Source organism: Mesorhizobium sp. M0500, from assembly GCF_040321165.1.
Classification (GTDB): Bacteria; Pseudomonadota; Alphaproteobacteria; order Rhizobiales; family Rhizobiaceae; genus Mesorhizobium.
On the sequence record NZ_JAMYRB010000020.1, the window covers coordinates 37,701 to 59,293 of the forward strand.

Sequence of the window (21,593 nt, forward strand, 5' to 3'; positions counted from 1 at the left end):
CCCCGGCAACTTTGCGCCTCATTTCGTCCGCATCACCCGCTCTTCTTATAGAAGTCGGATGCTTCGCCATTGACCTCGTCCGGAAACGCCAGGAGCGGACGTTACAAAACAAAGCAACGCCGCAATACCCCGCCATCAGGTGATTTGATACTTGAGTCGACGTTGTACGAAGGCTGGCCGCGACCCTTCGAGCACCTTTACGATATGGCCATTGGTGTTCGGGTTCTCGATCGCGCCGCAATCATAGCTGAACCTGTAAGCGTTCACCTTGTCCAACCGGACATAGACGATTTGTTCGGCGTCGGCTCCGATCGCGAGGTTTGGGTTATGCGTCACCAATATGACCTGCCGGGTTTTCTTCGCGTCGCGAATACACCTTGCGAGTACCGCGAATATGCTGTCGTTGTCGAGATTGTCTTCGGGTTGGTCGATGATGAGGGGCGAGCTGTCGGTGTCCAGGTGTAGGTAGAAGACCAGCAGCAGAAGCCCCTTCTCTCCGGGGGAAAGCTGGTTCAGGTCTTTGCCTCCCAGTCTCAACTCGTACCGGGGTTCGAAGTATCCGAGGGAATAAAGGAAGTCGTAGAATTTCTTGACGTCTTTGGTCTGCCGTCTGATGCCACCGGATTTCATCGATCCGACCACATCGTCCACAAAGGCAAAGATGCTTTCGAAGGAGTTCCAGTCGACTATCGATAGCTTCTGTTGAAGGGCGCGCGCGCCTTCCGCGACTCCGCGGAAGGGGCCGCTCACGTTTTGGTTCAGATGGTTGAAGAATTCATCACCGAACTTGGGAGACGGTACAAAAGACGCGTCGATCGACACCTTGAAGTCCCCGGTACTCACCGCGGTGAGCCGCGACTCAACCTTGGTTTTCAAACCCTCGTAAAACGTTCTTATCTTGTGTTTGCTTTCGAAGAGGGTCAAGCAAAGTGCCTTACGGTCCTCAAACGCCTTGGACAATTCACCCGGCAGATCGTTGTCGATCCGGGCAATGCGGGCCTCTAGTTCCGCGATCGTCCCTAATTTCGGCGAGGCCTTTTGACCGACGATATCGCTGATCTGCTCGGATATCTCGCGGACGGCCTGCACATACCTTTGATAACGCTGTTGAGGTGCCGAGAGAGCGGCGCGCGTCTCGGCAATGCGATCGGCAATATATTTCTGCGCAGCACGAAGCTCGGGTGCACTGGCGACTTTGGAAAGATCGGTCTTTGAATCGAAAACAATGGCGCTCTCGCGCTCAATCTGAGCGATTTCTTCGTTCGCATCGTCAATCTTCTTCGTGACTTCTTCGAGGTTAATGGTAATACGGATGACCTGATCAACATCTAAGCCGAGAGCCCTATACTTAGTTTTAAAAGCCTCCTTGTCGCCTTGCACACGGTTTTTCAGGGCATTTACGGCGTCCTTGAATTCACTGGCCTCTTGCAGGGTAGTCTTGTGCCAGCCGAGCCGCGTGACGGCGCTCTTTTCACGTGCAGAAAGGTCATCCAGCAACCGGGTTTGTGACGCGATTTCTTCTGTCGCCGCTTCCTGTTCCGCACTCTGAGCAGCCGGGGCAGCTTCCTCCGGAGGCTTCGACGCTTCGAGTGCGAACACCTGCTTCTGAAGGACCCCTAGTTCCGCCTGCAGTTTGGTCTTGAATGCAGGTTCGCTCTGGTCCTCGAGTTCGAGAATCCTGATGTTGAGTTCCCGCAGCTTCGTTTTGATCTGGCTAGCTTCCTGTCGACTGTTCAACGTCTTCCGTTCTTCGAGGTCGCGGAAGCTCTTGGCGTCCATCTTGTCGCTGATGTCGACGTGTGAAAATACGACGTCTTCGATTTCCCGGCGCAGCGCCTGGACTTCGATTTCGTTCGTCAGGCTCTCGAAGTAGTTCTGTGGTAGGTATTTGACCGCCTCCGGCTCGAGTTCATCGACATCATCGCTCAGTGCCCGTTCAACAACGCTCCCACTCTTCCATACGAGACGACCCGAAAAATTCTCGGCGAACCCGCGCCGCTTGAATTTCTTGTTCGTCTGACTGTCGGTTAGAAACGAGAAATATTTCGCTTGGCGAGTATTTCCGAGCAGCGCGACAATGTCCGCGACGGCGCTTTTGCCGCTTCCCTTGTTGCCGATTATGGCAGTCAGTTCAGGGTTGAACGGGATTTCGACGTTCCGAAACCAGGTGCCGTTATGATCGGCATAGGTGGCGAGGGCATTGATCTCCAGCCTGTCGATGAACTGCGTCGCCTCTCGCTCGAGCCGGACGAGAACGGTTGGACGTTCTCCAACAAAGACGCGATGTTCCGGTTCAAAGATCGTCTGCCGGAGACCTCGGAAAGTCAGATTGGCCTTGATCCAGGTCGATTGATAGCTCGGCTCGTCACCTGTCAAACGTCCGAGGTCCTCGAAGGAATGAGCGTCACTGGCGTCATAGAGGGGCTTAGGCTCGGACTTCGACCCGTCCTCGTACCGAGAGTCGCTCAGGAAGAATGCCGTGCTGTTCGACTTCCCAAAGAAGGCGCTACTGATCCTGTCGAGTTCATCGGAAATGGATTTGCTACGCTGGGAATTTTTGGCGGTACCGCGTAGGCCATCGTTTCCGGCGGCGGTGACGATAATGTATTGCTCCGGCGCGAAGCATCCTTTTAGCGAGTCCTTAACATCATGTATGCTGACGGTCGCCGCAGCGTAGTTCGCAGACGTCAGTTCACTGCAGCGTAACCGTCTGCCACCAACGGATATGTGCGTTTCGAGGTCGTTGAGGAATTTACTCAAGGCTTCGGGCGTCGCGACAGCCGGGTCTACCAGAACATGCGCGTTGACGTTTTTGCCGTCGATGCTGACCGTCTCGGTCAAACGCAGCTCTAGGTTCGGGATCACTAGCTTGGTCGAGTCCGGATACGATTGGCGATACCACTTGACGGTGTTCAGGTAGCCGTCGAATGAAAAATAGTCCGTTATGCCAAAGGCCTTGACCTCGGATTGTTCGAGAATAGCCACGAAGCGTTTCCACGTCGCGTCCTCCGGTTTGCCATATCCGCAAGAGAGCTTCGTACCGGGCGCGTGTAAATGCAGATCCCACTTAAGCCACTGCGACCCTCGATGAGCCTCTCGTTTGGCAGCACGCGGCGTTGAGGACACACTCATCCGAAGCACTCCAGGTGACGGGGTTTCCGATCCGAAAAAAGCCTTGCCTGTCGTCCGGCAGGATCACGAATCGGCGCCCAGATGAACGCGCGGGTACAATCTAGTCGGATGAAAAAATCAATCAAGGCGTGTTCTCATGACCTTGGAGCACAAGTCACCGCCTGTCGCCGAAAGACAAAAGCAGTGCTAGAAACAAAAGGCGGGCATGCAGCCGCCGCTGCCTATCCAGGTCCACGAGGTTCCTAGGCGTGTTCTTGTGGTTTCCAACTTCCGCAAAAAAAGCCGACTGACGGGGTGACATTCGGCTCCGAAACGCTGCCTCAGTTGAGCAATGGCACCGTTGCCGAAAAGCGCGACGTCCGTTATCGGCCTCAGCGGCCAGAAGCAACTCGCTCGTAAAATCCTGACAGCATGTTACGCCCGCCGCGACATTGCCGATCCCGACATGCTCGGCAGATACGAAAGCCGGCTGCGCCTGTCGGCGGCACCGCTCTATCATGCCACCAACATGCTTGTCGGTCTCTACTCAGGCGAGCACCCGGCGGCACGGCTTGCAAGACATGCGGGGCTCCGCTTTGCCCAATATCTTCCCTTTGTCCGCCATGGCATTTCGGCCATGCTCAGGCGGTGAATCGGCAGATAGCGCTGCCGCTCTGGAACGCTGTCTCGGCGCAGCTTCCTTTTGTCTCTGACGTTGCGGATCCTGGCATGATCCGGATCAAGAAACGCGCGCGGACGAGACTTTGATGATCAGCCGGCAATCCTCAGAGCAGACGTGCGACCCGGAGCCATGGTGAGCGCACTGGTTACCCCCGCTGGATAGTTAACCCGTCCTTCAGTGGGCCTGCGTAAGCTTGTCCTCGCGAACAACGATGGGAGCAAGCTGGTCCGTCCATGGCCCCGAAGAAAGTAGACACGCTGGAGGCCAAAATCCGTCAGGATCAGCTTGCTGACCTGAGGACCGGCCTCTTCGTGTCGATGCCGATAAGCGGTATCCTGTCAGGCCTGATTTGGGCGGTGCACGCCCTTTCTGGCAGCGGCTTTGCCGCTGCAATCTGGTTCCTGGTCGTCAATGCGATAAATGCCGCCCGCCTTGCACTCGCGCGTTATCAGCTAAAGGCAACGGGGCGCCATGACGGTTTAGTGGGGGTTTTGCCGCGGCTTCGCTGGTTTGGCATCCTTGCCCTTCTGGCAGGGTTTGCCTGGTCCTTCCTGGCCGTCCTGACTGTTGGACACACGACACCTCAAGCACCGCTGCATCTGGTCATTCTGGCGGGCATTTCAGCTGGTGCGGTTACATACGGCAGTTCGTATGCCGCGGCGGCGATCAACTTCATCACACCTCCGCTCCTCATCACGGTGGGATGCCTTTTGGCGAAAGGCAATTTTGAAGATTACATTCTGGCTTTTGCCGTTCTGCTTTTCATGGGCGGCTTGGTTCGAGCTTCGTGTGTTGGCCAAGCACGGTTCCGCGAAGCGAGCCGCCTGAGGCATGAGGCCGAGCGGCTTGCGGCGGAGATGAAGGCCAGTTCCAGGCAGGACCACCTGACGGCCCTTCTCAACAGGCGTGGCCTCGAAGACGCAATCGGACGTTTCGAGACCGCGGATAGCCCCTTCGTGGCAATGCTGGTTGATCTGGACGGGTTCAAATCCGTCAACGATACCTACGGTCACAGGACCGGTGATGAACTGCTTGTAAGGATCGCCCGCCGCATAGAGGAGGAAGCACCGGAAGGCTCAACGCTCGCTCGTATCGGCGGCGATGAATTCGTGCTGTTTTTTCCCTCAACGAGGGTTTCGCTTTCTGCCAGTGATCTCGCCTCCAATATCATAGCCAAAATTGCCCGACCCTATATCGAGGTCGCGTCCGTCCGTGTCGGGGCATCGATAGGAATATACTTGGCGCAGACGCCGGGCCTGACGGAAATGTTGTTGCGGGCGGATATCGCCCTTTATACGGCCAAACGTCGTGGCAGGAACGAATTTTGCCTGTTTGATGCCGAACTCGACAGGGAACTGCAACGCCGCCAGTCCGTCGAACGGGACCTTCATTCGGCGATAAAGACGAGAAGCTTGCAACCTTGGTTCCAGCCGATCGTGAAACTCGACACCGAGGCCGTGGTCGGTTTTGAAGCCTTGCTGAGGTGGTCCCATCCGACTCATGGTGCCATCTCTCCACCCGAAATCATCACAGCTGCACGCGAAACCGGAATGCTTCAGCTGCTGACGCAAACCGTGTTCGCCGACTGTTGTGCTTTTATCGACGGCTTGGTGAAAGCTGACTGTCGTGATCTCCGTGTGGCGATGAATGTTTCACCGCGCGAACTGGAAGCCGGCGATATCGACGACATGGTTCTGGATGGTCTGGCGGCAAAAGGCCTCCCTGCAACGATGTTCGAAATCGAGATTACCGAAGAATCCCCGGTGGACCCGGACAGAGTGGATGAAAAGCTCGGACGGCTTTCACATGCCGGCATTTCCATCGCGCTCGATGACTTCGGCACCGGCTTTTCCACGTTGGCATCGCTCAAGGACAGTCGGATACGCAAGGTGAAAATAGACCAGGGTTTCATTCGCGGCTTGGCCAAGTCCCGAGAGGACCGACTGCTTGTCAAATCGGTCATCGATCTCGGTAACATGCTCGGGATCGAGGTCATGGCCGAGGGCGTCGAAACAGAGGCGGATCGGCAAACCCTGCACAAGCTTGGCTGCAGGACCGCTCAGGGCTTCCTGTTCTCCAAGGCTGTGCCTCTGAGCCAAGCACTAGAAATGGCAGTCAAACAGCACGCGAACCAGTTGTGACCGCTCCCGCCGCGCCGTCTCTCGCGGCCGTGCGCTCATGAATGGCGGGTATCTGAACTTCCTTGTTTGAAGAGCATGACAGTCCGTGCTGTGCCTCAGCCGGCGAACAGTTCCTTGTAGCCAGTCGTCACCATCCAGTTCGCACGGTCGATATGGCTGCGAAGAGCCTTGCGGGCGCGGACCGGTTCAAGGGCCGGGTCGATGCCGAGAATGAGATCGGCCATCTCCTCTTCGCTGGCATTGTCGGCGCAGGCATCCAGGATCCGCAGGTAGATCGTGAAATGCTCCCTGTCGTAGCTCGTGAGGTTCTCCGACCAGGGGACTTCATCGCTCAACGTTGAGCTTCGACTTTCATCTGTTCCCATTGATCGATTCATGCCTGTTGCGAGCCTCGGCTGTTGAGCGCTGGATGCAACGCAGCATATCCCAAAATGGGATAATCCGAAACCGGGATTAGTCGCTGATCCGGTCTTTACCCGACCGGTTCGCCTACATGCCCAAATCTCTTCGATCGCCCCGCCACCAGCGGTTTCTGGCCCAGCTGGTTTCCCTGCGCAAGGCCAAAGGCCTGACTCAGGCGCAGGTGGCCGAGAAGCTTGATCGTCCCCAATCCTTCGTGGCCAAGTACGAGGGTGGAGAGCGTCGTCTCGACGTCATCGAGTTTCTCGACTTAACTGCGGCGCTTGACGCGGATCCGTGCGAGATTCTGTCCAGCCTGCGGTCCTAACGGGCGCCCGCGCGCCTAACGGCTCGCGCCGGTGCCGTGAACCGAGCGCGCTTTTCTTCGGCAAGCTGCCATTCCGCTGCGGGTGGTCTTTACCAGGCCATGCCGATGTAGGATGATAATCCTAGGTGGGGCGATTCCTCAACGGAGATCGCAATGGCTAGGACCAAACTTTCCAAGCAGCTTTCACAGGCTGAAATCGAGCGCTTTCTGGCGGAGGCGGAACGGCTGCACAAGAGCATCGTCCAGCCGCTTCTATCACCTAGCAGCAACCATTACCGGGCTCTCCAACGCACCCATGAAGCGCTGTTAAAGACGGTGAAGGATATCACGGGTAAGGATGCGCCGTTCATTCAATGGTTCGGAACAGGACCGGTGAATTAGACCCGACTTGTAGACTCCACGCTGCAAACGTCCCATTCTCTCTTCGGAGGGAAGGGGCGTGGGCAACCATCGCTTTCAAGACAACTCCTGGCTGGCTTTCTTGCCTTCGAATCGACCCTGCCGCTGTCGGCTGCAACATCAAAGCCAATATAAGCTACAAAACGGGCGAGCGCGTCTATCATGATCCCGGACAGGAATTACTGGGACACGCGCCTCAACCTGTTGAAAGGCGAGCGCTGGTTTTGTTCGGAGCAAGCCGCGCGCACGGCGGCGATGTCGTCGAGTTTCTCGGCGTAACTGCGGCGCTTGACGATGATCCGTGCGAAAAATCTGTCCGGCCTACCGTCCTGGCAGGCGCCCGCGCGCCTGACGACGCGCACCAGGTGCTCGTGAACCGAGCCCGCTTTTCTTCGGCAAGCTCAGGCGGTCTCGGCCATTCGGCTTCGCCCCTTGGCGCGGGCAGCCCTTGGGCTGAGACGGCCGCCGCCCTTGCGGGCGGCGCGGTTTGTCTGTTGGCCTTTCCCGGCGGCGGGGTGGGCGGCACTCCCTTCTAGGCCCGCCGCGGCAGCCCGCAACCCTTCGCTGCCGCTCAGGGTCCTCCTCTTCGTTCCGGTCCTTCGGATGCGGTCCGCCTACCACGGCGGGCCTTTCCGGTCGCGACTCGCCGCCCACCCCGCTTCCGGGGAAAGGCGCGGCGATTGGTGAGCGGAGGATAAGACATGCATGCAAACAGCAAGCGTTGTGCCCGCACAGAGGCTGGCGCAGGCAAGGGCGGGCGCCCCGGCGCCAGCCTTTATCAGGAGATCACCGACCACATCATTGCCGAGCTGGAGCGCGGCACCGTGCCATGGGTCAAGCCATGGGGCAGCGCAAAGGCAGGCCTTGGCCTGCCGAGGAATGCGTCCACTGGGCGCACCTATTCCGGCATCAATATCCTCATCCTGTGGGGCGCGGTCATCGAGCGCAGCTATCCCAGCCAGAACTGGCTCACCTTCCGGCAGGCGCTCGTCCTTGGCGGCAATGTCAGGAAGGGCGAGCGCGGCACGACCATCGTGCATGCCGACCGCTTTGTCCCCAAGGACGAGAAGGAGCGCGCACGCCACGAGGGCGATGAACCACAGGCCGTGCCTTTCTTGAAGCGCTTCACCGTCTTCAATGTCGCGCAGTGCGATAATCTTCCGGAAGACCTCTATGCCGCCGCCGAGCCGCTGCCTCAGTGCGAGATCGTGCCGCAGGCCGAGACGCTTATTCGCGCCAGCGGTGCGGATTTCAGGGTCGGCGGCGATCGCGCTTTCTACATGCTGGGCAGCGACCACATTCAGGTGCCGCCGCAGCCGGCGTTCCATCACCAGATCGACTATTATCGGACCTGCTTTCACGAGCTTGGCCACTGGACCGGCCACCCAACGCGGCTTGCTCGCGACCTCTCCGGCTCGTTCGGCTCCAAGGCTTACGCGCGTGAAGAATTGGTCGCCGAAATCACTGCCGCCTTCGTCTGCAGCAATCTCGGTATCGAGCCGACCGTGCGTCATGCCGATTACATCGGCTCATGGCTAAAGGTGCTGCGCGAGGACAACCGCGCGATCTTCCGTGCCGCCAGTCTTGCCTCCAAGGCCGCCGATTTCCTGTTTGGCCTTCAGGCCGATGCCGAAGGCGAGGCGCAGGAAGGGATTGCGGCATGACGATGCGCGATCCTCAACTGACCGCGACCGAGCCGACGCCGCCAGGCGAGCAGATGCTCATTCCCGTGTCCGGCCGATCACCACGCGCGATCGGCTCACCCTCCTGATGGACGCGCCGATGCGTCCGCGCGCGGCGCAAAAGCCGCTCGATATCGGCCTCTTCGATGAAGCCAGCAGAAATCAACTCGACCTGTTCTGACAAGGAGTCTTTCCATGATCCTGATCACCGATCCACTGCGCGCACGACTGCTCGCCAATGGCGCCGCCGACGCCGAAACGGACCATTTTCCCGTGGTGAAACTGTTTAATCCGACAGGTGCCGCCACGTGGCTTCTGAGCGAACTCGACGCCGATGGCGACACGCTGTTCGGCCTTTGCGATCTCGGCTTCGGCTTCCCCGAACTCGGCAGCGTCAGTCTGGCCGAGCTTGCATCCGTAAAAGGTCCGCTTGGCCTCGGCATAGAGCGCGACCTGCATTTCCAGGCGCGCTTTCCGCTCTCCGTCTATGCCGAAGCCGCCCGTATTTGCCGCCACATCACCGAGGCCGAGCGACTTCTGCGGCAGGCAGCAGACGCCCTTTCAAAGCCCCATTCCGAGCTTCCGTCCGACACGGCGGAACAGCAGCGCCGATAGGCGCAAAAACCGTCCCGCCGCGCCGGCCTTCGGCCTCTGCGGCGGGGGCAACCTTAACCAAAGCGAAGGAGAGTAGCCATGCAGCTTGCCCACATCCCCTTGGATCAACTCAACATTTCCGCGCTCAACATGCGCCATGGAAAACGCGCGCCCGACATATCCGACATCCTGCCCTCCGTGCGTGCGCGCGGCGTGCTGGTGCCACTCCTTGTGCGGCCGAACGGCCAGCCGGAAACCTTCGAGATCGTCGCCGGCAGGCGGCGCTATTTCGCCGCCAAATCGCTTGCCGACGAGCGCGGCGAAGGCGATCCCTTGCCCTGCGCCATCATGGATGATGGCGACGACGCCGATGCGCTGGAAGCCTCGCTGATCGAAAACCTCGCCCGCCTCGATCCTGACGAAGTCTCGCAATGGGAGACGTTTTCGCGGCTCGTCAGGCAAGGCCGCACCGTTCCAGACATCGCTGCGACCTTCGGCATCACTGACCTGAAGGTCAAACGCATTCTGGCGCTTGGCGACCTCTTGCCCAAAATCCGCGAAGCCTATCGCCGCGAGGAGATCGACGCCGAGACGGTGCGCCATCTCACCATGGCGTCCAAGGCGCAGCAGAAGGACTGGCTGGCACTCTGTGCCGATCCCGATCAATACGCGCCGCGTGGCTTTCAATTGAAGCAATGGCTGTTCGGCGGCCAGTCGATTCCCACCAAGGTGGCGCTGTTTGCCATCGACGAATATCCCGGCCTGATCACCTCGGACCTGTTCGGCGAGGACAGCTATTTCGCCGATGCCGACCTGTTCTGGCAAAAGCAGAACGAAGCGATTGCCGCCAGACGCGCCACCTATCTCAACGACGGCTGGGGCGAGGTGGTGCTGCTGGAACCGGGCCAGTATTTCCACCCATGGGACCACGAGAAGACCCCGAAGAAGAAGGGCGGCAAGGTCTTCATCGCGGTCACGTATCGCGGCGAGGTCGAGTGTCACGAGGGCTGGCTGTCACACAAGCAAGTCCGCCGCGCCCGCGAGGGCGGTGAGCAAGAAGAAACAGCCGCCAAGCCGCCGCGCCCCGAACTCACCGGCCCGATGCAGAACTATGTCGATCTGCATCGCCATGCCGCCGTGCGTGCGGCCATGCTCGACCATCCCGCCGTGGCGCTGCGCCTCGTGGTGGCGCACGCCATCACCGGTTCCGGCTTGTGGCAGGTGCGCCGTGAGCCACAGCGCGCAGCCAACGAGACGGTGACTGCCAGCCTTGCCGGCTGCAAGGCTGAGGCTGCATTCGGCAAAAAGCGGCGCGAAGTGTTGGCCCTGCTCGGATCACCGGCTGAGGATGGCGTGGTCGCCGGCGGCAATGGCGACGCCTTTGCTATCGCCGGCGTGTTCGCGCGCCTCTTGGCGCTGTGCGACGACGATGTCATGCGCGTTCTCACCCTTGTCATGGCCGAGACGCTTGCAGCCGGCAGCGCCGTCATCGAGGCGCTCGGCAACCATCTGAACGTCGATATGGGCACATGGTGGCAACCGGACGATGCCTTCTTCGACCTCTTGCGCGACAAGGAAATCGACAATTCGATGCTCGCCGATGTCGGCGGCAAGCTTGTTGCCGACGGCAATGTCGCCGAGAAGGTCAAGACGCAAAAGAAGATAATCCGCGACTTCCTGGCGGGCGAGAATGGCCGCCAGAAGGTCGAGACCTGGCTGCCGCGCTGGATGGAATTCCCGGCCGAAAGCTACACCAGCCGCGGCGGCTTCCGCACCGCCGATCAGTGGGCACAAATGCAGCCGCTGTTCGTCCGCAAATAGTCGATCAGGGCCCGAGCGGCGGTTCTCTCGATTACCGCCGCTCAGGTCGCGCGCGCCGCTCCGGCTGCCGATCGGTCGTCTTGTCGAGCCAGTGCCGCGCGCGAGAAATCCCGACGCCAACTCGCCCCCGTTTCGGCAGCCCTGCACCGCGCCGGGTTGCTTGCCGAGGCGCCCAGGCGCATGGGCCAATTGTCCGATGGGGTTGCCGAGAGAGCCCGCGCAGCCGGCGCCCTGTAATGCCGCCTGCTCGTTGTGCCGCCGATCGCGCCACCTGTCTCCATGTGTCTCAGGGACCATTCCCCTGCGGCTGGCTTGACGACCTATGGGCGGATCCGGCCCGCCCGAAACCCTCGCCAGCAGCTTTTTTCCCCGCCGCCTGCGGCGGCTTCCTCGCGCCGCTTCGCTTCAAAAAAGCTGCCCGCTCGGGTCCTCCGCTATCGCTGCGGCCGTCCCGGTTCCGGCGGTCCGGACGCGCCCATCACGGTCCGCCATCGCAGGGGAATGGTCCCCTACGAGCACCAAAGGAGAGTGAAAATGACCGCGATCGGATACGTTACCAAACAGGAAAACGGCGGCTACAAGGGCCAGCTCAAGACGCTTAGCGTCCGCGCCGACATCGACATCGTGCCCAATCAGGCAAAGAGCGCCGACACCCATCCCGACTTCCGGGTGCTGACGCAAGGGGTCGAAGTAGGGGCCGGCTGGATCCGCACCGGCGAGACCTCCGGCAAGGACTATGTGAGCCTGTCGATTGCCGCCCCGGAGTTCGGCCCGCGCAAGCTCTACGCCAATCTCGGCCGCGCCGCCGGCCAGGATGACGACGACACATACGCCATCATCTGGAACCCGGTCGACTGAACCGCCAGCCTCGAGCCCCGCGCCGCAACCGGCGCGGGGCTCTTTCGGGAGGGGGCGGCGAAAACTCGCCCCCCACTCTTCGCCCGTCCCCAAAACGATCTCGCTCGCCGATCCTCGCCTTCGCTTGTCCGTAGCGAAACGAGGACCATCATGGACGACGAAAACGAACGCGCGGCCCGCGCGAAGAAGGGCAGTCCGTTTCTCAACACCGCGCAGGCCGCCTTCTATATCGGGCTGTCCCAGCGCACGCTGGAGAAGATGCGGCTCAAAGGCGGTGGCCCGCAATTCCGCAAGCACGGCCGCTATGTTCGGTATCACATCGACGAGCTCGACGACTGGTCGAAGGGGCGCGCGCAGGAGACCAGGCCCGAGGATGGCGGGCACGATTCCGGCTCGGCCGGTGAGGGAGGCCGCTCATGAGCCGGCGTCCCACTATCCGTTTGATCGGCAGCCATCTGCGGCGCATTCGGGCGCGCAAGACGATTGCCGTGGCCACCATGGGCCTCGGCCTGATCGGCTTCGCCGCTTTCGACAACCCATCGCCCTGGCTGGTCTGGAACGCCTCGGCCAGTGCGCCGGTCGGCCTTTATCGCGTCGCGTCCGGATCGCCGGCTCGTGGCGATCTCGTGCTCGTCCGCCCGCCAAGACCGGTCGCCGATCTCGCCGCCGAACGCTTCTATCTGCCCAGCAACGTGCCGCTGGTCAAGCGCCTTGCCGCGCTGCCTGGCGAGCATGTCTGCGCCTTCGGCGACGCCATCATCATCGGCGGCGAAATTGTCGCGCGCCGGCTGGCAACCGACACGCAGCACCGTCCGCTGCCTTGGTGGAATGCCTGCCGCAAGCTCGCCGCCGCCGAGGTTTTCCTGCTCGGCAACGATAGAAACCGCTCCTTCGACAGCCGCTATTTCGGGCCGGTGCCGGCCGAAAATATTGTCGGGAGGCTGGTGCCGCTATGGACCGAGTAACCCTCCTGATGCTGGGCATGGTCGCGATAGCGCCATGCGCATGTTCCGCCGCGACCGACGCTCAGCCGGCCGCCATCTCCCGTGGTCCGCAGCTGGCAAGATGGCAGCCCTTGGTAGCCGAAGCAAGCCGGCGTTTCAGCATTCCACAGCCCTGGATTTATGCCGTCATGGATGCCGAAAGCCGGGGGCAGACAATGCTGGACGGACGGCCGATCGCCTCACACGCCGGCGCCATTGGCCTCATGCAGGTGATGCCCGGCACCTACGAGGAGATGCGCGCAGAGCTTGGCCTGGGGGCCGATCCGCACGACCCTCGCGACAACATTCTGGCAGGCACTGCCTATCTGCGCGCCATGTATGACCGCTTCGGCTTTCCCGGCCTGTTTGCCGCCTATAACGCTGGGCCGGACCGCTACGAACAGCATTTGCAGCGTGGGCGACCGCTGCCCAGCGAGACGGTTTCGTATCTGGAAGAGCTCAAGGCTGCGGGGATTTCGGCCGCCGACATGGACGCGTTCACCGGCAAATCCCGTTCCGGAAAAGCGCCGGAAATCCCGTCCGGGCAGTCGCTGTTTTTCCTGCGAAACGGTGTTTCCGCGACCGATCCGAATGGCCAAATTGTGGTGCCGCTCGGATCGGAGCGAGCAAGGTCAGGCCGGCCGGATCGCAGGTGAGGGCAGGGGTACCGTGGGTCGGGCGGGGCAGGGATGCAGGTCCGCGGAAGGCAAGATAAAGGCATCGCCTCCTGGAGGCGGCGAAGTCTTTGTCTGCACATCGTTTTTCACGGAGGCTGCCTTCAGCGTCAGGAGAGCTGCTGCCGACAAACCTCTGATTTTGCTTAAGATTACTAGGAGGCTCAATGCAGGATGAAGAGTTCAAGCCGAGCCTGGGCAAAATCGGATCGCGCGGCTCGAAGGCAGGCAAGCGTTTCGCCGGCCAGATCCGCGCCGCGATCAACCGAGCCGGCGGCGGCAGCGGTCGCCGTGGCCGCTTCATCGGAAGCCGGGCGGGGCGCGGCGGGGCTGCTGCCGCCGTTCTCAGAGCGCGCGACCGCCACGCGGCGTTTCGGCAGCGGCGCGCCGTCGTCAAGGCGCGTATCGTCAAGCTGGCCGGCAAGGGTGTTGACGGGGCACGTGCACACCTTCGCTACCTCCAGCGCGACGGCGTCACCCGGGAAGGGGAGCATGGCGAGCTCTATAGCGCCGACAGCGACCGCGTCGATGGCAAGGCCTTTATCGATCGTGCCGATGGCGACCGGCATCAGTTCCGCTTCATCGTCGCCCCTGAAGACGGCATCGAGTATGATGACCTGAAGCCGCTCACGCGGCGTCTCATGGCGCAGATGGAAGAAGACCTCGGCACCAGGCTCGACTGGGTGGCCGTCGATCATTTCAACACTGGTCATCCGCATACCCATATTATCGTCCGCGGCAGGGACGACCGCGGCGAAAACCTCGTCATCGCGCGGGACTACATCTCGTCTGGAATCCGTGAACGGGCGGCCGAGCTGGTCAGCCTCGACCTTGGCCCGAGAACGGACCGCGAGATCGAGCAACGCCTGCGCCAGGAAATGGAGCGGGAACGCTTCACCAGCATCGATCGGCAGCTGCTCCGCATGCGCGACCATGAGGGGCATGTCTCATCGGCCAGCCGAGACACGTTTCGCCAGACGCTGCACCAGGGCCGCCTGCGCAAGCTCGAGCGGATGGGTCTGGCTGAGGAAGTCGGCTCGGGCCGCTGGCGCCTTGATGGCGAGCTTGAAGCGACGCTGCGCCGCATCGGCGAGCGGGGCGACATCATCAAGACCATGCACCGCGAACTGACCGGCAAGGGGCTCGCCCGCAGTGCCGCCGACTATGTTGTCCATGATCGATCTGCAGAGCAGATGCAGCCTGTCGTCGGCCGCATCGTTGCGCGCGGCCTGGCCGACGAAATCAATGACCGCCATTACCTCGTCGTCGACGGCGTGGACGGCAAAAGCCACTATGTCGATATCGGCAAAGGCGAGGCCACCCAACCGGCGCCAGAGGGCTGCATAGTGCGGGTCACGCCGAGGGACGCCGGGCCAAGGCAAGTCGACCGCACAATTGCCGAGATCGCCACGGCCCATGACGGGCGCTACAGCATCGATATCCATCTCAAGCATGACCCGTCGGCCACCGAACGCTTTGCCGAAACGCACGTGCGGCGACTGGAGGCGATCCGCCGGGCGACCGGTGGTGTCGAGCGCGAGCCGGACGGTACATGGACTATCGCGCCGGACCATCTCGACCGCGTCGCGGGCTACGAGCGTCAGCGAGCGAGGGCCGAGCCGGTTGTCGTCGACAAGCTCTCATCAATGCTGCTGGAGAGCCAAGTCAGCTTCGACGGCGCCACCTGGCTCGATCGAGAGCTGGTTTCCGACACACCGGAGGCCTTGCACAGCTCTGGTTTCGGCCGCGATGTCCGAGAGGCGCAAGGCCGCCGACGGCAGTGGCTGATTGCGCAAGGTCTTGCTCGGGAAGAGCAGGATCGGGTCATCTATCGCGCGAACATGCTTTCGATGCTGCGCCAACGCGAGTTGAACCGCGTGGCCGGCCAGTTGTCGAACGAACTCGGTCTGCCCTATTCTGAAGCCCAGAGTGGAGATCGAATAGAAGGCACGCTCCGCCGCTCCGTCGAGCTCGCCGGCGGAAAATACGCTGTCATCGAGAAATCGCGCGAGTTCACGCTGGTGCCATGGCGGCCGGTGCTTGAGCATCATATCGGCAAGGAGGTTTCCGGCGTCGTGCGTGCAGAGGGGATTTCATGGACGATCGGACGGGAAAGGAGCGGGCCTGGCGTTTCGTGAAGGCCGCAGCGGCACCAAATACGCTGGTCAAACATAACTAAGGCGACCGCCCGCAGACGCACGATCGCCCATCGCGTGTGATACGATCGCGGTCCCTTGTTGAACTCGAGAGGGCCGGGCGCAAGGAAGCCTCGCAGGCGTGCGAATGCCGGACCGGATTTGAATGCCGTGGCAGCATCATTCTCAACGAAATGAGGGTGAAAAAATGTGGCGCTGTTCCTACATAGCAGGTGTCAATGCGGGGTGCTCGTCGGCGGTGGGGGATCTTGATTCCGCCTTCTGCGATCACTCCTTTCAGGATAAAAGCGAGGCAGCGGCTCTGATTCTCTTTGAATGCCGAGGCTGCTCTTTCGGGTTCATTTTGCAGAGGGAACAATGGCCAAAGAAGATCATCCGAAATTTTCCATCAATATTGATGGGGTCCATATCGAAGCGACAAGCGAAAGCATGACCGGTGCGGAGCTGAAGCAGCTCGCCGCCAAGGACCAGCAATATCAGTTGTTCCTCGAGGGGCACGGCCATGATGCCGATCGGCAGATTGGGGACAATGAGGCTGTTACGCTCAAGAACGGAATGCACTTCTACACTGTTCCTCCGGCGACGTTTGGCTAATGTCGATCCTCGAACGTCACTTCCAGGATATCAGCAAAAAGCACCCTAACGCGACCCTTGAGCTCCAGTCCGGAGGTACGGCAGTGGTCAGCATGCCGGCTGTGCAACTTCCAAAGGGCTGGAACCGCGCCGAGGTTGGCATAAAGTTCGTGGTGCCTGCGGGCTATCCGCAGGCTGCGCCCGATTGCTTCTGGGCCGAGCCGGCGCTCGCCCTCGAACACGGTGGAACCCCACAAAACACAGGGCAACAGGCCACCCCGGGAGTTCCCTCGGAGTGGCTGTGGTTTTCCTGGCATCCGTCTACCTGGAAGCCCAACAGCGACAATCTGCTTACCTATTTGAATGTGATCCGGCGGCGGCTGGGCGAGGCGCGATGAACCGTCTGATGTTCCGGGGTGGAGAATGGACGGCTCTTCGAGATGACCTTATCGCGCCTGCCCCCCTTGAATCTGCTGCTGCGTTGATCGTTGGCGGTGGTCGTTTCGAAGGCGGGATGAGGTTGATCGTTAGAGAGATCATTCGCCCGGCTCCGGACGACTATATCGCCCGCAGCCCGATAGAAGTCTCATTGACTCCCATGTTCCTGTCGCGCGTGCTCAAACGCGCGCGTCTGGAGCGAGCGGGCGTAATTCTTGCGCATTCGCATCCTGTGCAACGCAGACTGGCGTTCTCATCGGTCGACGACGCAGCGCAGCAACTCTTGGCTCCGGTGCTGCATTTTCGGTGCCCGCAAGGGCCGCATGGATTCCTGATCGCCGGGCCGACGGGATTTCGTGGCCGCCTCTTCGATATCAAAGGCGAGACCACATTCACCATCGATCGGATTCAGGAAATCGGGCGCAGTGTTCGATCTTACCCAACTGAGACTGACGCGGAAGATCCGGCCCCATTGCCGGAAGTGTTCGACCGCAATGTGCGAGCATTCGGCGCCGCAGGGCAGCGAATCCTCAACGATCTCACCGTGGCGGTCGTCGGCGTAGGCGGCACCGGTTCAGTGGTCGTCGAGGAACTCGCCCGGCTGGGCGTTGGTCGGCTGCACTTGATTGATCCTGAACAGGTCGAGCGAACCAACCTCAACCGATTGATGGGGGCCGAGCAGAAGGACGTTGACCGACCAAAGGTCGCAGTGGCCTCCGAAGCGTCGCAACGCGCGAAACGCGACATTGAGGTTATGACCTTACCGGAATCCGTTATTGACGAGCCCGTGGCCAGGACGTTGCTCGACGGCGATTTTGTCATGTGTTGCACGGATTCGCACGGCAGCCGCGCCGTCCTCAATCAGATCGCCTATCAGTATCGTTTGCCAATGATCGACGTTGGAGTGCGCATCGACGCCCGGGAGGGTGTCGTCGCCGCGATGTCGACTAGGGTCCAAATGCTTGCCGAGTCGCTGGCCTGCCTTAACTGCCATTCCCTTCTCGATCCCGCCGCAGTGAGACGCGATCTTCTCGCCGATTCACGCTCCGATCCGTATTTCGTCGGCCATTTCGAGCCGCAGCCGGCCGTGATCTCCCTTAACGCAGCAACCTCTTCCATGGCCGTCTCGATGTTCCTTTCGGCAGTGACCGGGTTCCCTGGGGAGGCGCGGCATCTTATTGGGCGGCCCATTGAAGGATCGGTGCGGCCTGTCAGTTCAAGGTCAGATCCGACCTGCGTTGTATGTGCTCAGGACAATGCCCTGGCCAAAGGAGACAGTTGGCCCATGATTTGGCGCCAACATGAAAGCTGAAGAGCGCACGACCGTTTTGGTTGACGGAGGTACCGTGAACCCGACGCCTTTCTCCGCCCGCCAACTTGCCGTGAAGCCGCTCGTGTCGCTTTCTGATCTTGATGACGGAGGCGCCCGGGCGTTGATCGTGCTGGCCGGTGCCCTTCCGTCGGACGAGGGCCGATTGGATTTGGTCAAGCGTCTTCGACGCCTCGCCGCTTCGTCCGCACAGCGCGGCATACTCGTCATTGTCGTTACGAAACGGGGCGAGGAAGCGATTGGACAGGCGGTGGCGCGTTCAGGCGCAGGCGTGTTGGCGCAGTGGCAAGAGCATACTGGTGTCGTGCTGCGGCAGCTCGCAGTGCTTCCAGACTCTGACTGGGATAACATTGCCGAGACCTGCGCACGATGCCGGTGCGGCCCTTCCCTGAACAGCAGCCTGGCGATCCGCGACAAAAATGGGAATGAGCTGCCGACGCCTCTGCTACCCGAACTGAAGCTTCTGTTCCGTCGCGCGTTTCACGACTACTCGGGCATCCTTATTTCCGAGGAGAATGGTGGCAAATCTTCTTCGTCCATCTGGAAGGTCGAGACGGAAGGCCTGGAGCAGCACACACCTTTCATCGTCAAGTCAGGCCCCGCGGCGGTGATGGAAGAACACATTAACACGTACAGGGACGTGGTCGCTGACCGCGTGCCATATCGCGGATGCGCCCCTTTGTGCCTGGATCGTTGCGTTGTGGGATCTGAGCACCAGCTTGCGGTCTCCCGCTTCGTCGAGAATGCCGTCCGCCTGGACAAGGTTGTGATCAACCGCGATGTGAAAGAGGTCATCCAGGCGATCTATCGAACTGTGTTGGGTCGTTGGCGAAAAGACCCCGAAAGAAAGAGACTAGACCTTCTGCAGGAGTTTCTACCTGCGGCACGGCATGACGCATATCTAAAAGGCCTTGAGCGCACCTACGACAAATTGACCAAGGACAGCTACGCTGGCGCTTCGCCACGAAGCTTTTTTGTTCGTCTCGCTGGACTGCAGGCTGAGGAGCATCCGGTGTGTCGAGCTCACGACGACCTCAATTTGCGCAACGTGTTCGTCTGCGGCGGCGATGCGGAAGCGGTTCTGATCGACTTCACGCGGGCAGCTCGACGTCCTTTGTCCCACGACGTCGCCCGGTTGGAAATCGGGCTTGCGTTCGACGCGGAGTTGCAGGCTGATCAACCGCTGCCCGAACAAGTGCTCGAAGATTTTTACTCCAGAGATCTCTTCGCTATGTCGCTTAAACATCTCCTGCAAGGCAAAAAGGCCCAGTATCGGCTCAACGCGATCGTGGCGTTGCGTACGACCATCCTCGAGGAAGGTCAGTCCCATTCGTTCGATCTGAGGCGCGAGTATACAATCGCGATCTGCGTCGGGCTGCTCTATTATGCCAAAGGCAAAAGCCCGGATGCGGCCATTGCTTACAAGTGCGCGGTGGACCTTCTGGATCGCGTGACAAATCCTTCGCTTTGGTAGGTCGGGAGTTCGGTTGGGTGCTCAAGAAAACGCACGCGGTACAGTTCAAGGGCAGGGTTGAACGTCAGTCCGAAGCCATCGAGCAGGTGGATAACCCGGGAGACGTTTCACTTGTGGAGCGCGGAGCTCCGCGGTCCCTTGTCATGAGATGCCCCGATGGATGCGGAGACATACTGACGGTTAACCTCGACCGTCGTGCCGGGCCGGCCTGGCGCCTTTATCAACGCGAGGGCGGGTTGACCCTTTTCCCTTCTGTGTGGCGAGACACTGGATGCGGGGCACACTTCATCGTCTGGGACAACGTCATCCATTGGACCAACGATGCCTGGATCCTGCGGCCCAATTCATCACTCGAACGTGCTGTCGAAGGTCGACTCAGTGACGAGCTGGCGAGCTTCGTTGATATTGCGGCAGCGGTGGATGAAGTGCCTTGGTCGGTTCTCGACGCATGCCGGTCATTGGTCAAGTCGGGGATCGCTGTCGAAGGAACCGGCGCCGAGCGGTCCAGCTTCCGCCTGGCGAGTGATAGCGTCCAAACCTCACGGGCCAGGAAAAGGCATTGGTAATCAGCCGCGCGACCGGCGGCCTAGAGCGAGCATCTCAGCAGCGTGGCGAACCCTCGATCGTCAGCTTGCCAAGGCTGAACCTGTGATCGTCTGCAAGTTATCTTCAGGACCGCTGGAGGTAGATCAGCTCGCGGCGGCGCTTGATAGCCACCATGTGCAAGCAAGTCCCGGGCGTTGTGCAGTGAGAGGGTATCCACGAAATGCTTGGTCCGCTTCTCTGCCGGCCGATGGTCCATGAGGATGGTGTCCTGATCGTCGACGAGACGGGATTTGTGAAGAAGGGCGATCGTTCCGCCGGTGTCGCGCGTCAGTACTCGGGAACGGCGGGGCGGATCGAGAACAGCCAGGTCGGCGTGTTCTTGGCTTACGCGAGCCGCTACGGCCAAGCGCTGGTCGATCGTCGCCTTTATCTGCCGGAGAGCTGGACAAGGGATCGGGCGCGATGTGCCAGAGCATCGATCCCGGAGATGGTCGAGTTTGCGACCAAGCCAAAGATGGCGCGCGCCATGGTCGAGGCGGCGCTCGATGCCGGCGTCCCGTGCGCTTACGTTCTGGGCGACGCTGTCTACGGGGCGGACAGCAGCCTTCGCCGGATGCTGGAAGCTCGCGAGCAGCCCTATGTCTTGGCGGTTCGAGGCGCTCACTTCATGCGCCGGGGAGGGGATCGTCTGTTTGAGGAAACCTCGCCCGAGGAACTGGCCAGCGAGTTCGAGCCCGACGACTGGGCCTGTCATGCGGCAGGTGAAGGCGCCAAAGGGCCTCGGCTCTACGACTGGGCACGCATCCGCCGCCCTTGGACGTCAAAAGGCGGCTTCGAGCATTGGCTTCTCGTCCGCCGCAAGCGATCGACATCCGGAGAAAAAGCCTACTACCTGGTCTTCGCCCCGCCCGGTTCCTCCTTGGCCGAATTGGCGGCAGTGGCCGGCCTGCGCTGGGCGATCGAGGAGTGCTTTGAGCGCGCCAAGGATGATCTCGGACTTGATCATTGCGAGGCTCGGTCCTGGCACGGATGGCATCGCCACATGAGCCTGTGCATGGCCGCCCTGGCATTCCTCTCGAAGCTATCGGCTGATCTTCGCCGCAGCGCATGGAGCAAACCGAACGAAACGAGTCCAAAGGAGCCAATCGCCGCCTGATCCGGATGGCTGCGCTCGTCCCGAGCGTCCCCGAGATCCGCTATCTCCTCGCCCGGATCCTCATCTTCCCACCGACACAAAAGCCCTTCATCATCGCCTGGTCGCTATGGCGACGACGACATCAGGCTGCGGCCACCATCTGTCACTACAAACGGCATCGGCATTCGCAACTGTAGTACTAAGGTCCGGACTCATAACCGTCGGTCGACTGGGGGCTCTGGTTGCCGTTAATCGCGGGGCGCTGAGCG

19 protein-coding genes and 2 pseudogenes are annotated in these 21,593 nt (G+C 60.8%); 18 read left to right on the forward strand and 3 right to left on the reverse strand.

What is annotated here, in order from left to right; all coding sequences use genetic code 11:
• Positions 1–135: 135 nt before the first annotated feature.
• Positions 136–3,132, reverse strand: coding sequence for a TrlF family AAA-like ATPase (locus NKI70_RS26085; RefSeq protein ID WP_352725312.1), 2,997 nt, complete (start codon positions 3,130–3,132; stop codon positions 136–138).
• Between the two features lie 364 nt (positions 3,133–3,496).
• On the opposite strand from NKI70_RS26085, the pseudogene NKI70_RS26090 reads away from it, so the two are divergent.
• Together NKI70_RS26090 and NKI70_RS26095 are read left to right on the forward strand one after the other, a co-directional pair.
• A pseudogene (locus tag NKI70_RS26090) lies at positions 3,497–3,763 on the forward strand (5-demethoxyubiquinol-8 5-hydroxylase UbiM); the annotation flags it as partial.
• Between the two features lie 263 nt (positions 3,764–4,026).
• Complete coding sequence (locus tag NKI70_RS26095; protein WP_352725314.1) at positions 4,027–5,934, forward strand: putative bifunctional diguanylate cyclase/phosphodiesterase; 1,908 nt, start codon at positions 4,027–4,029, stop codon at positions 5,932–5,934.
• A 95-nt stretch (positions 5,935–6,029) separates the two neighbouring features.
• Here the strand turns inward: NKI70_RS26095 and NKI70_RS26100 are convergent, their stop codons facing one another.
• On the reverse strand, positions 6,030–6,311 hold the full coding sequence (locus NKI70_RS26100) for a DNA -binding domain-containing protein (RefSeq protein ID WP_352610886.1): 282 nt from the start codon (positions 6,309–6,311) through the stop codon (positions 6,030–6,032).
• A 116-nt stretch (positions 6,312–6,427) separates the two neighbouring features.
• Between NKI70_RS26100 and NKI70_RS26105 the strand changes: the two genes are divergently transcribed.
• From NKI70_RS26105 to NKI70_RS26115, 3 genes are all read left to right on the forward strand, one after another.
• Complete coding sequence (locus NKI70_RS26105; RefSeq protein ID WP_023679646.1) at positions 6,428–6,661, forward strand: helix-turn-helix domain-containing protein; 234 nt, start codon at positions 6,428–6,430, stop codon at positions 6,659–6,661.
• 153 nt (positions 6,662–6,814) lie between these two features.
• Complete coding sequence (locus NKI70_RS26110) at positions 6,815–7,042, forward strand: hypothetical protein (protein WP_023722034.1); 228 nt, start codon at positions 6,815–6,817, stop codon at positions 7,040–7,042.
• Between the two features lie 719 nt (positions 7,043–7,761).
• Complete coding sequence (locus NKI70_RS26115) at positions 7,762–8,724, forward strand: ArdC family protein (protein WP_352725316.1); 963 nt, start codon at positions 7,762–7,764, stop codon at positions 8,722–8,724.
• Between the two features lie 13 nt (positions 8,725–8,737).
• On the opposite strand, the gene NKI70_RS26120 is transcribed toward NKI70_RS26115, so the two are convergent.
• Positions 8,738–8,926, reverse strand: a complete 189-nt coding sequence (locus NKI70_RS26120; RefSeq protein WP_352578909.1) for a hypothetical protein — start codon at positions 8,924–8,926, stop codon at positions 8,738–8,740.
• 11 nt (positions 8,927–8,937) lie between these two features.
• On the opposite strand from NKI70_RS26120, the gene NKI70_RS26125 reads away from it, so the two are divergent.
• From NKI70_RS26125 to NKI70_RS26185, 13 genes and pseudogenes are all read left to right on the forward strand, one after another.
• Positions 8,938–9,357, forward strand: a complete 420-nt coding sequence (locus NKI70_RS26125) for a DUF2958 domain-containing protein (RefSeq protein ID WP_352578908.1) — start codon at positions 8,938–8,940, stop codon at positions 9,355–9,357.
• 78 nt (positions 9,358–9,435) lie between these two features.
• On the forward strand, positions 9,436–11,157 hold the full coding sequence (locus tag NKI70_RS26130) for a ParB/RepB/Spo0J family partition protein (RefSeq protein ID WP_352725318.1): 1,722 nt from the start codon (positions 9,436–9,438) through the stop codon (positions 11,155–11,157).
• A gap of 534 nt (positions 11,158–11,691) precedes the next feature.
• Positions 11,692–12,015, forward strand: coding sequence for a DUF736 domain-containing protein (locus NKI70_RS26135; RefSeq protein WP_023672372.1), 324 nt, complete (start codon positions 11,692–11,694; stop codon positions 12,013–12,015).
• Between the two features lie 150 nt (positions 12,016–12,165).
• Positions 12,166–12,435 carry a helix-turn-helix transcriptional regulator gene (locus NKI70_RS26140; protein WP_023800971.1) on the forward strand — a complete coding sequence of 90 codons (270 nt, stop codon included), beginning with the start codon at positions 12,166–12,168 and terminating at the stop codon, positions 12,433–12,435.
• Entirely contained in the window at positions 12,432–12,980 is a 549-nt protein-coding gene (lepB, locus tag NKI70_RS26145) for a signal peptidase I (RefSeq protein WP_352725320.1), read from the forward strand. Before NKI70_RS26140 ends, lepB begins: the two co-directional genes overlap by 4 nt.
• 17 nt (positions 12,981–12,997) lie before the next feature.
• On the forward strand, positions 12,998–13,654 hold the full coding sequence (locus NKI70_RS26150; RefSeq protein WP_502898246.1) for a lytic transglycosylase domain-containing protein: 657 nt from the start codon (positions 12,998–13,000) through the stop codon (positions 13,652–13,654).
• A 185-nt stretch (positions 13,655–13,839) separates the two neighbouring features.
• The gene (gene rlxS / locus NKI70_RS26155) at positions 13,840–15,810 is read left to right on the forward strand and encodes a relaxase/mobilization nuclease RlxS (RefSeq protein WP_352725322.1); all 1,971 of its coding nucleotides are present in this window, start codon (positions 13,840–13,842) and stop codon (positions 15,808–15,810) included.
• A gap of 375 nt (positions 15,811–16,185) precedes the next feature.
• A complete protein-coding gene (locus NKI70_RS26160) occupies positions 16,186–16,422 on the forward strand; it encodes a multiubiquitin domain-containing protein (protein ID WP_023800975.1) in 237 nt (78 codons plus the stop codon).
• The gene (locus NKI70_RS26165; RefSeq protein WP_023800976.1) at positions 16,422–16,799 is read left to right on the forward strand and encodes an E2/UBC family protein; all 378 of its coding nucleotides are present in this window, start codon (positions 16,422–16,424) and stop codon (positions 16,797–16,799) included. Before NKI70_RS26160 ends, NKI70_RS26165 begins: the two co-directional genes overlap by 1 nt.
• Positions 16,796–18,151 (forward strand): HesA/MoeB/ThiF family protein, encoded by a 1,356-nt coding sequence (locus NKI70_RS26170; RefSeq protein ID WP_352725324.1) that lies wholly within the window; start codon positions 16,796–16,798, stop codon positions 18,149–18,151. Before NKI70_RS26165 ends, NKI70_RS26170 begins: the two co-directional genes overlap by 4 nt.
• The gene (locus NKI70_RS26175) at positions 18,141–19,643 is read left to right on the forward strand and encodes a phosphotransferase (RefSeq protein WP_352725326.1); all 1,503 of its coding nucleotides are present in this window, start codon (positions 18,141–18,143) and stop codon (positions 19,641–19,643) included. Before NKI70_RS26170 ends, NKI70_RS26175 begins: the two co-directional genes overlap by 11 nt.
• A 17-nt stretch (positions 19,644–19,660) precedes the next feature.
• Complete coding sequence (locus NKI70_RS26180) at positions 19,661–20,209, forward strand: ubiquitination-like system serine protease family protein (RefSeq protein WP_352725328.1); 549 nt, start codon at positions 19,661–19,663, stop codon at positions 20,207–20,209.
• A gap of 236 nt (positions 20,210–20,445) precedes the next feature.
• Positions 20,446–21,345, forward strand: a pseudogene (locus NKI70_RS26185) (IS701 family transposase); the annotation flags it as partial.
• Positions 21,346–21,593 lie beyond the last annotated feature (248 nt).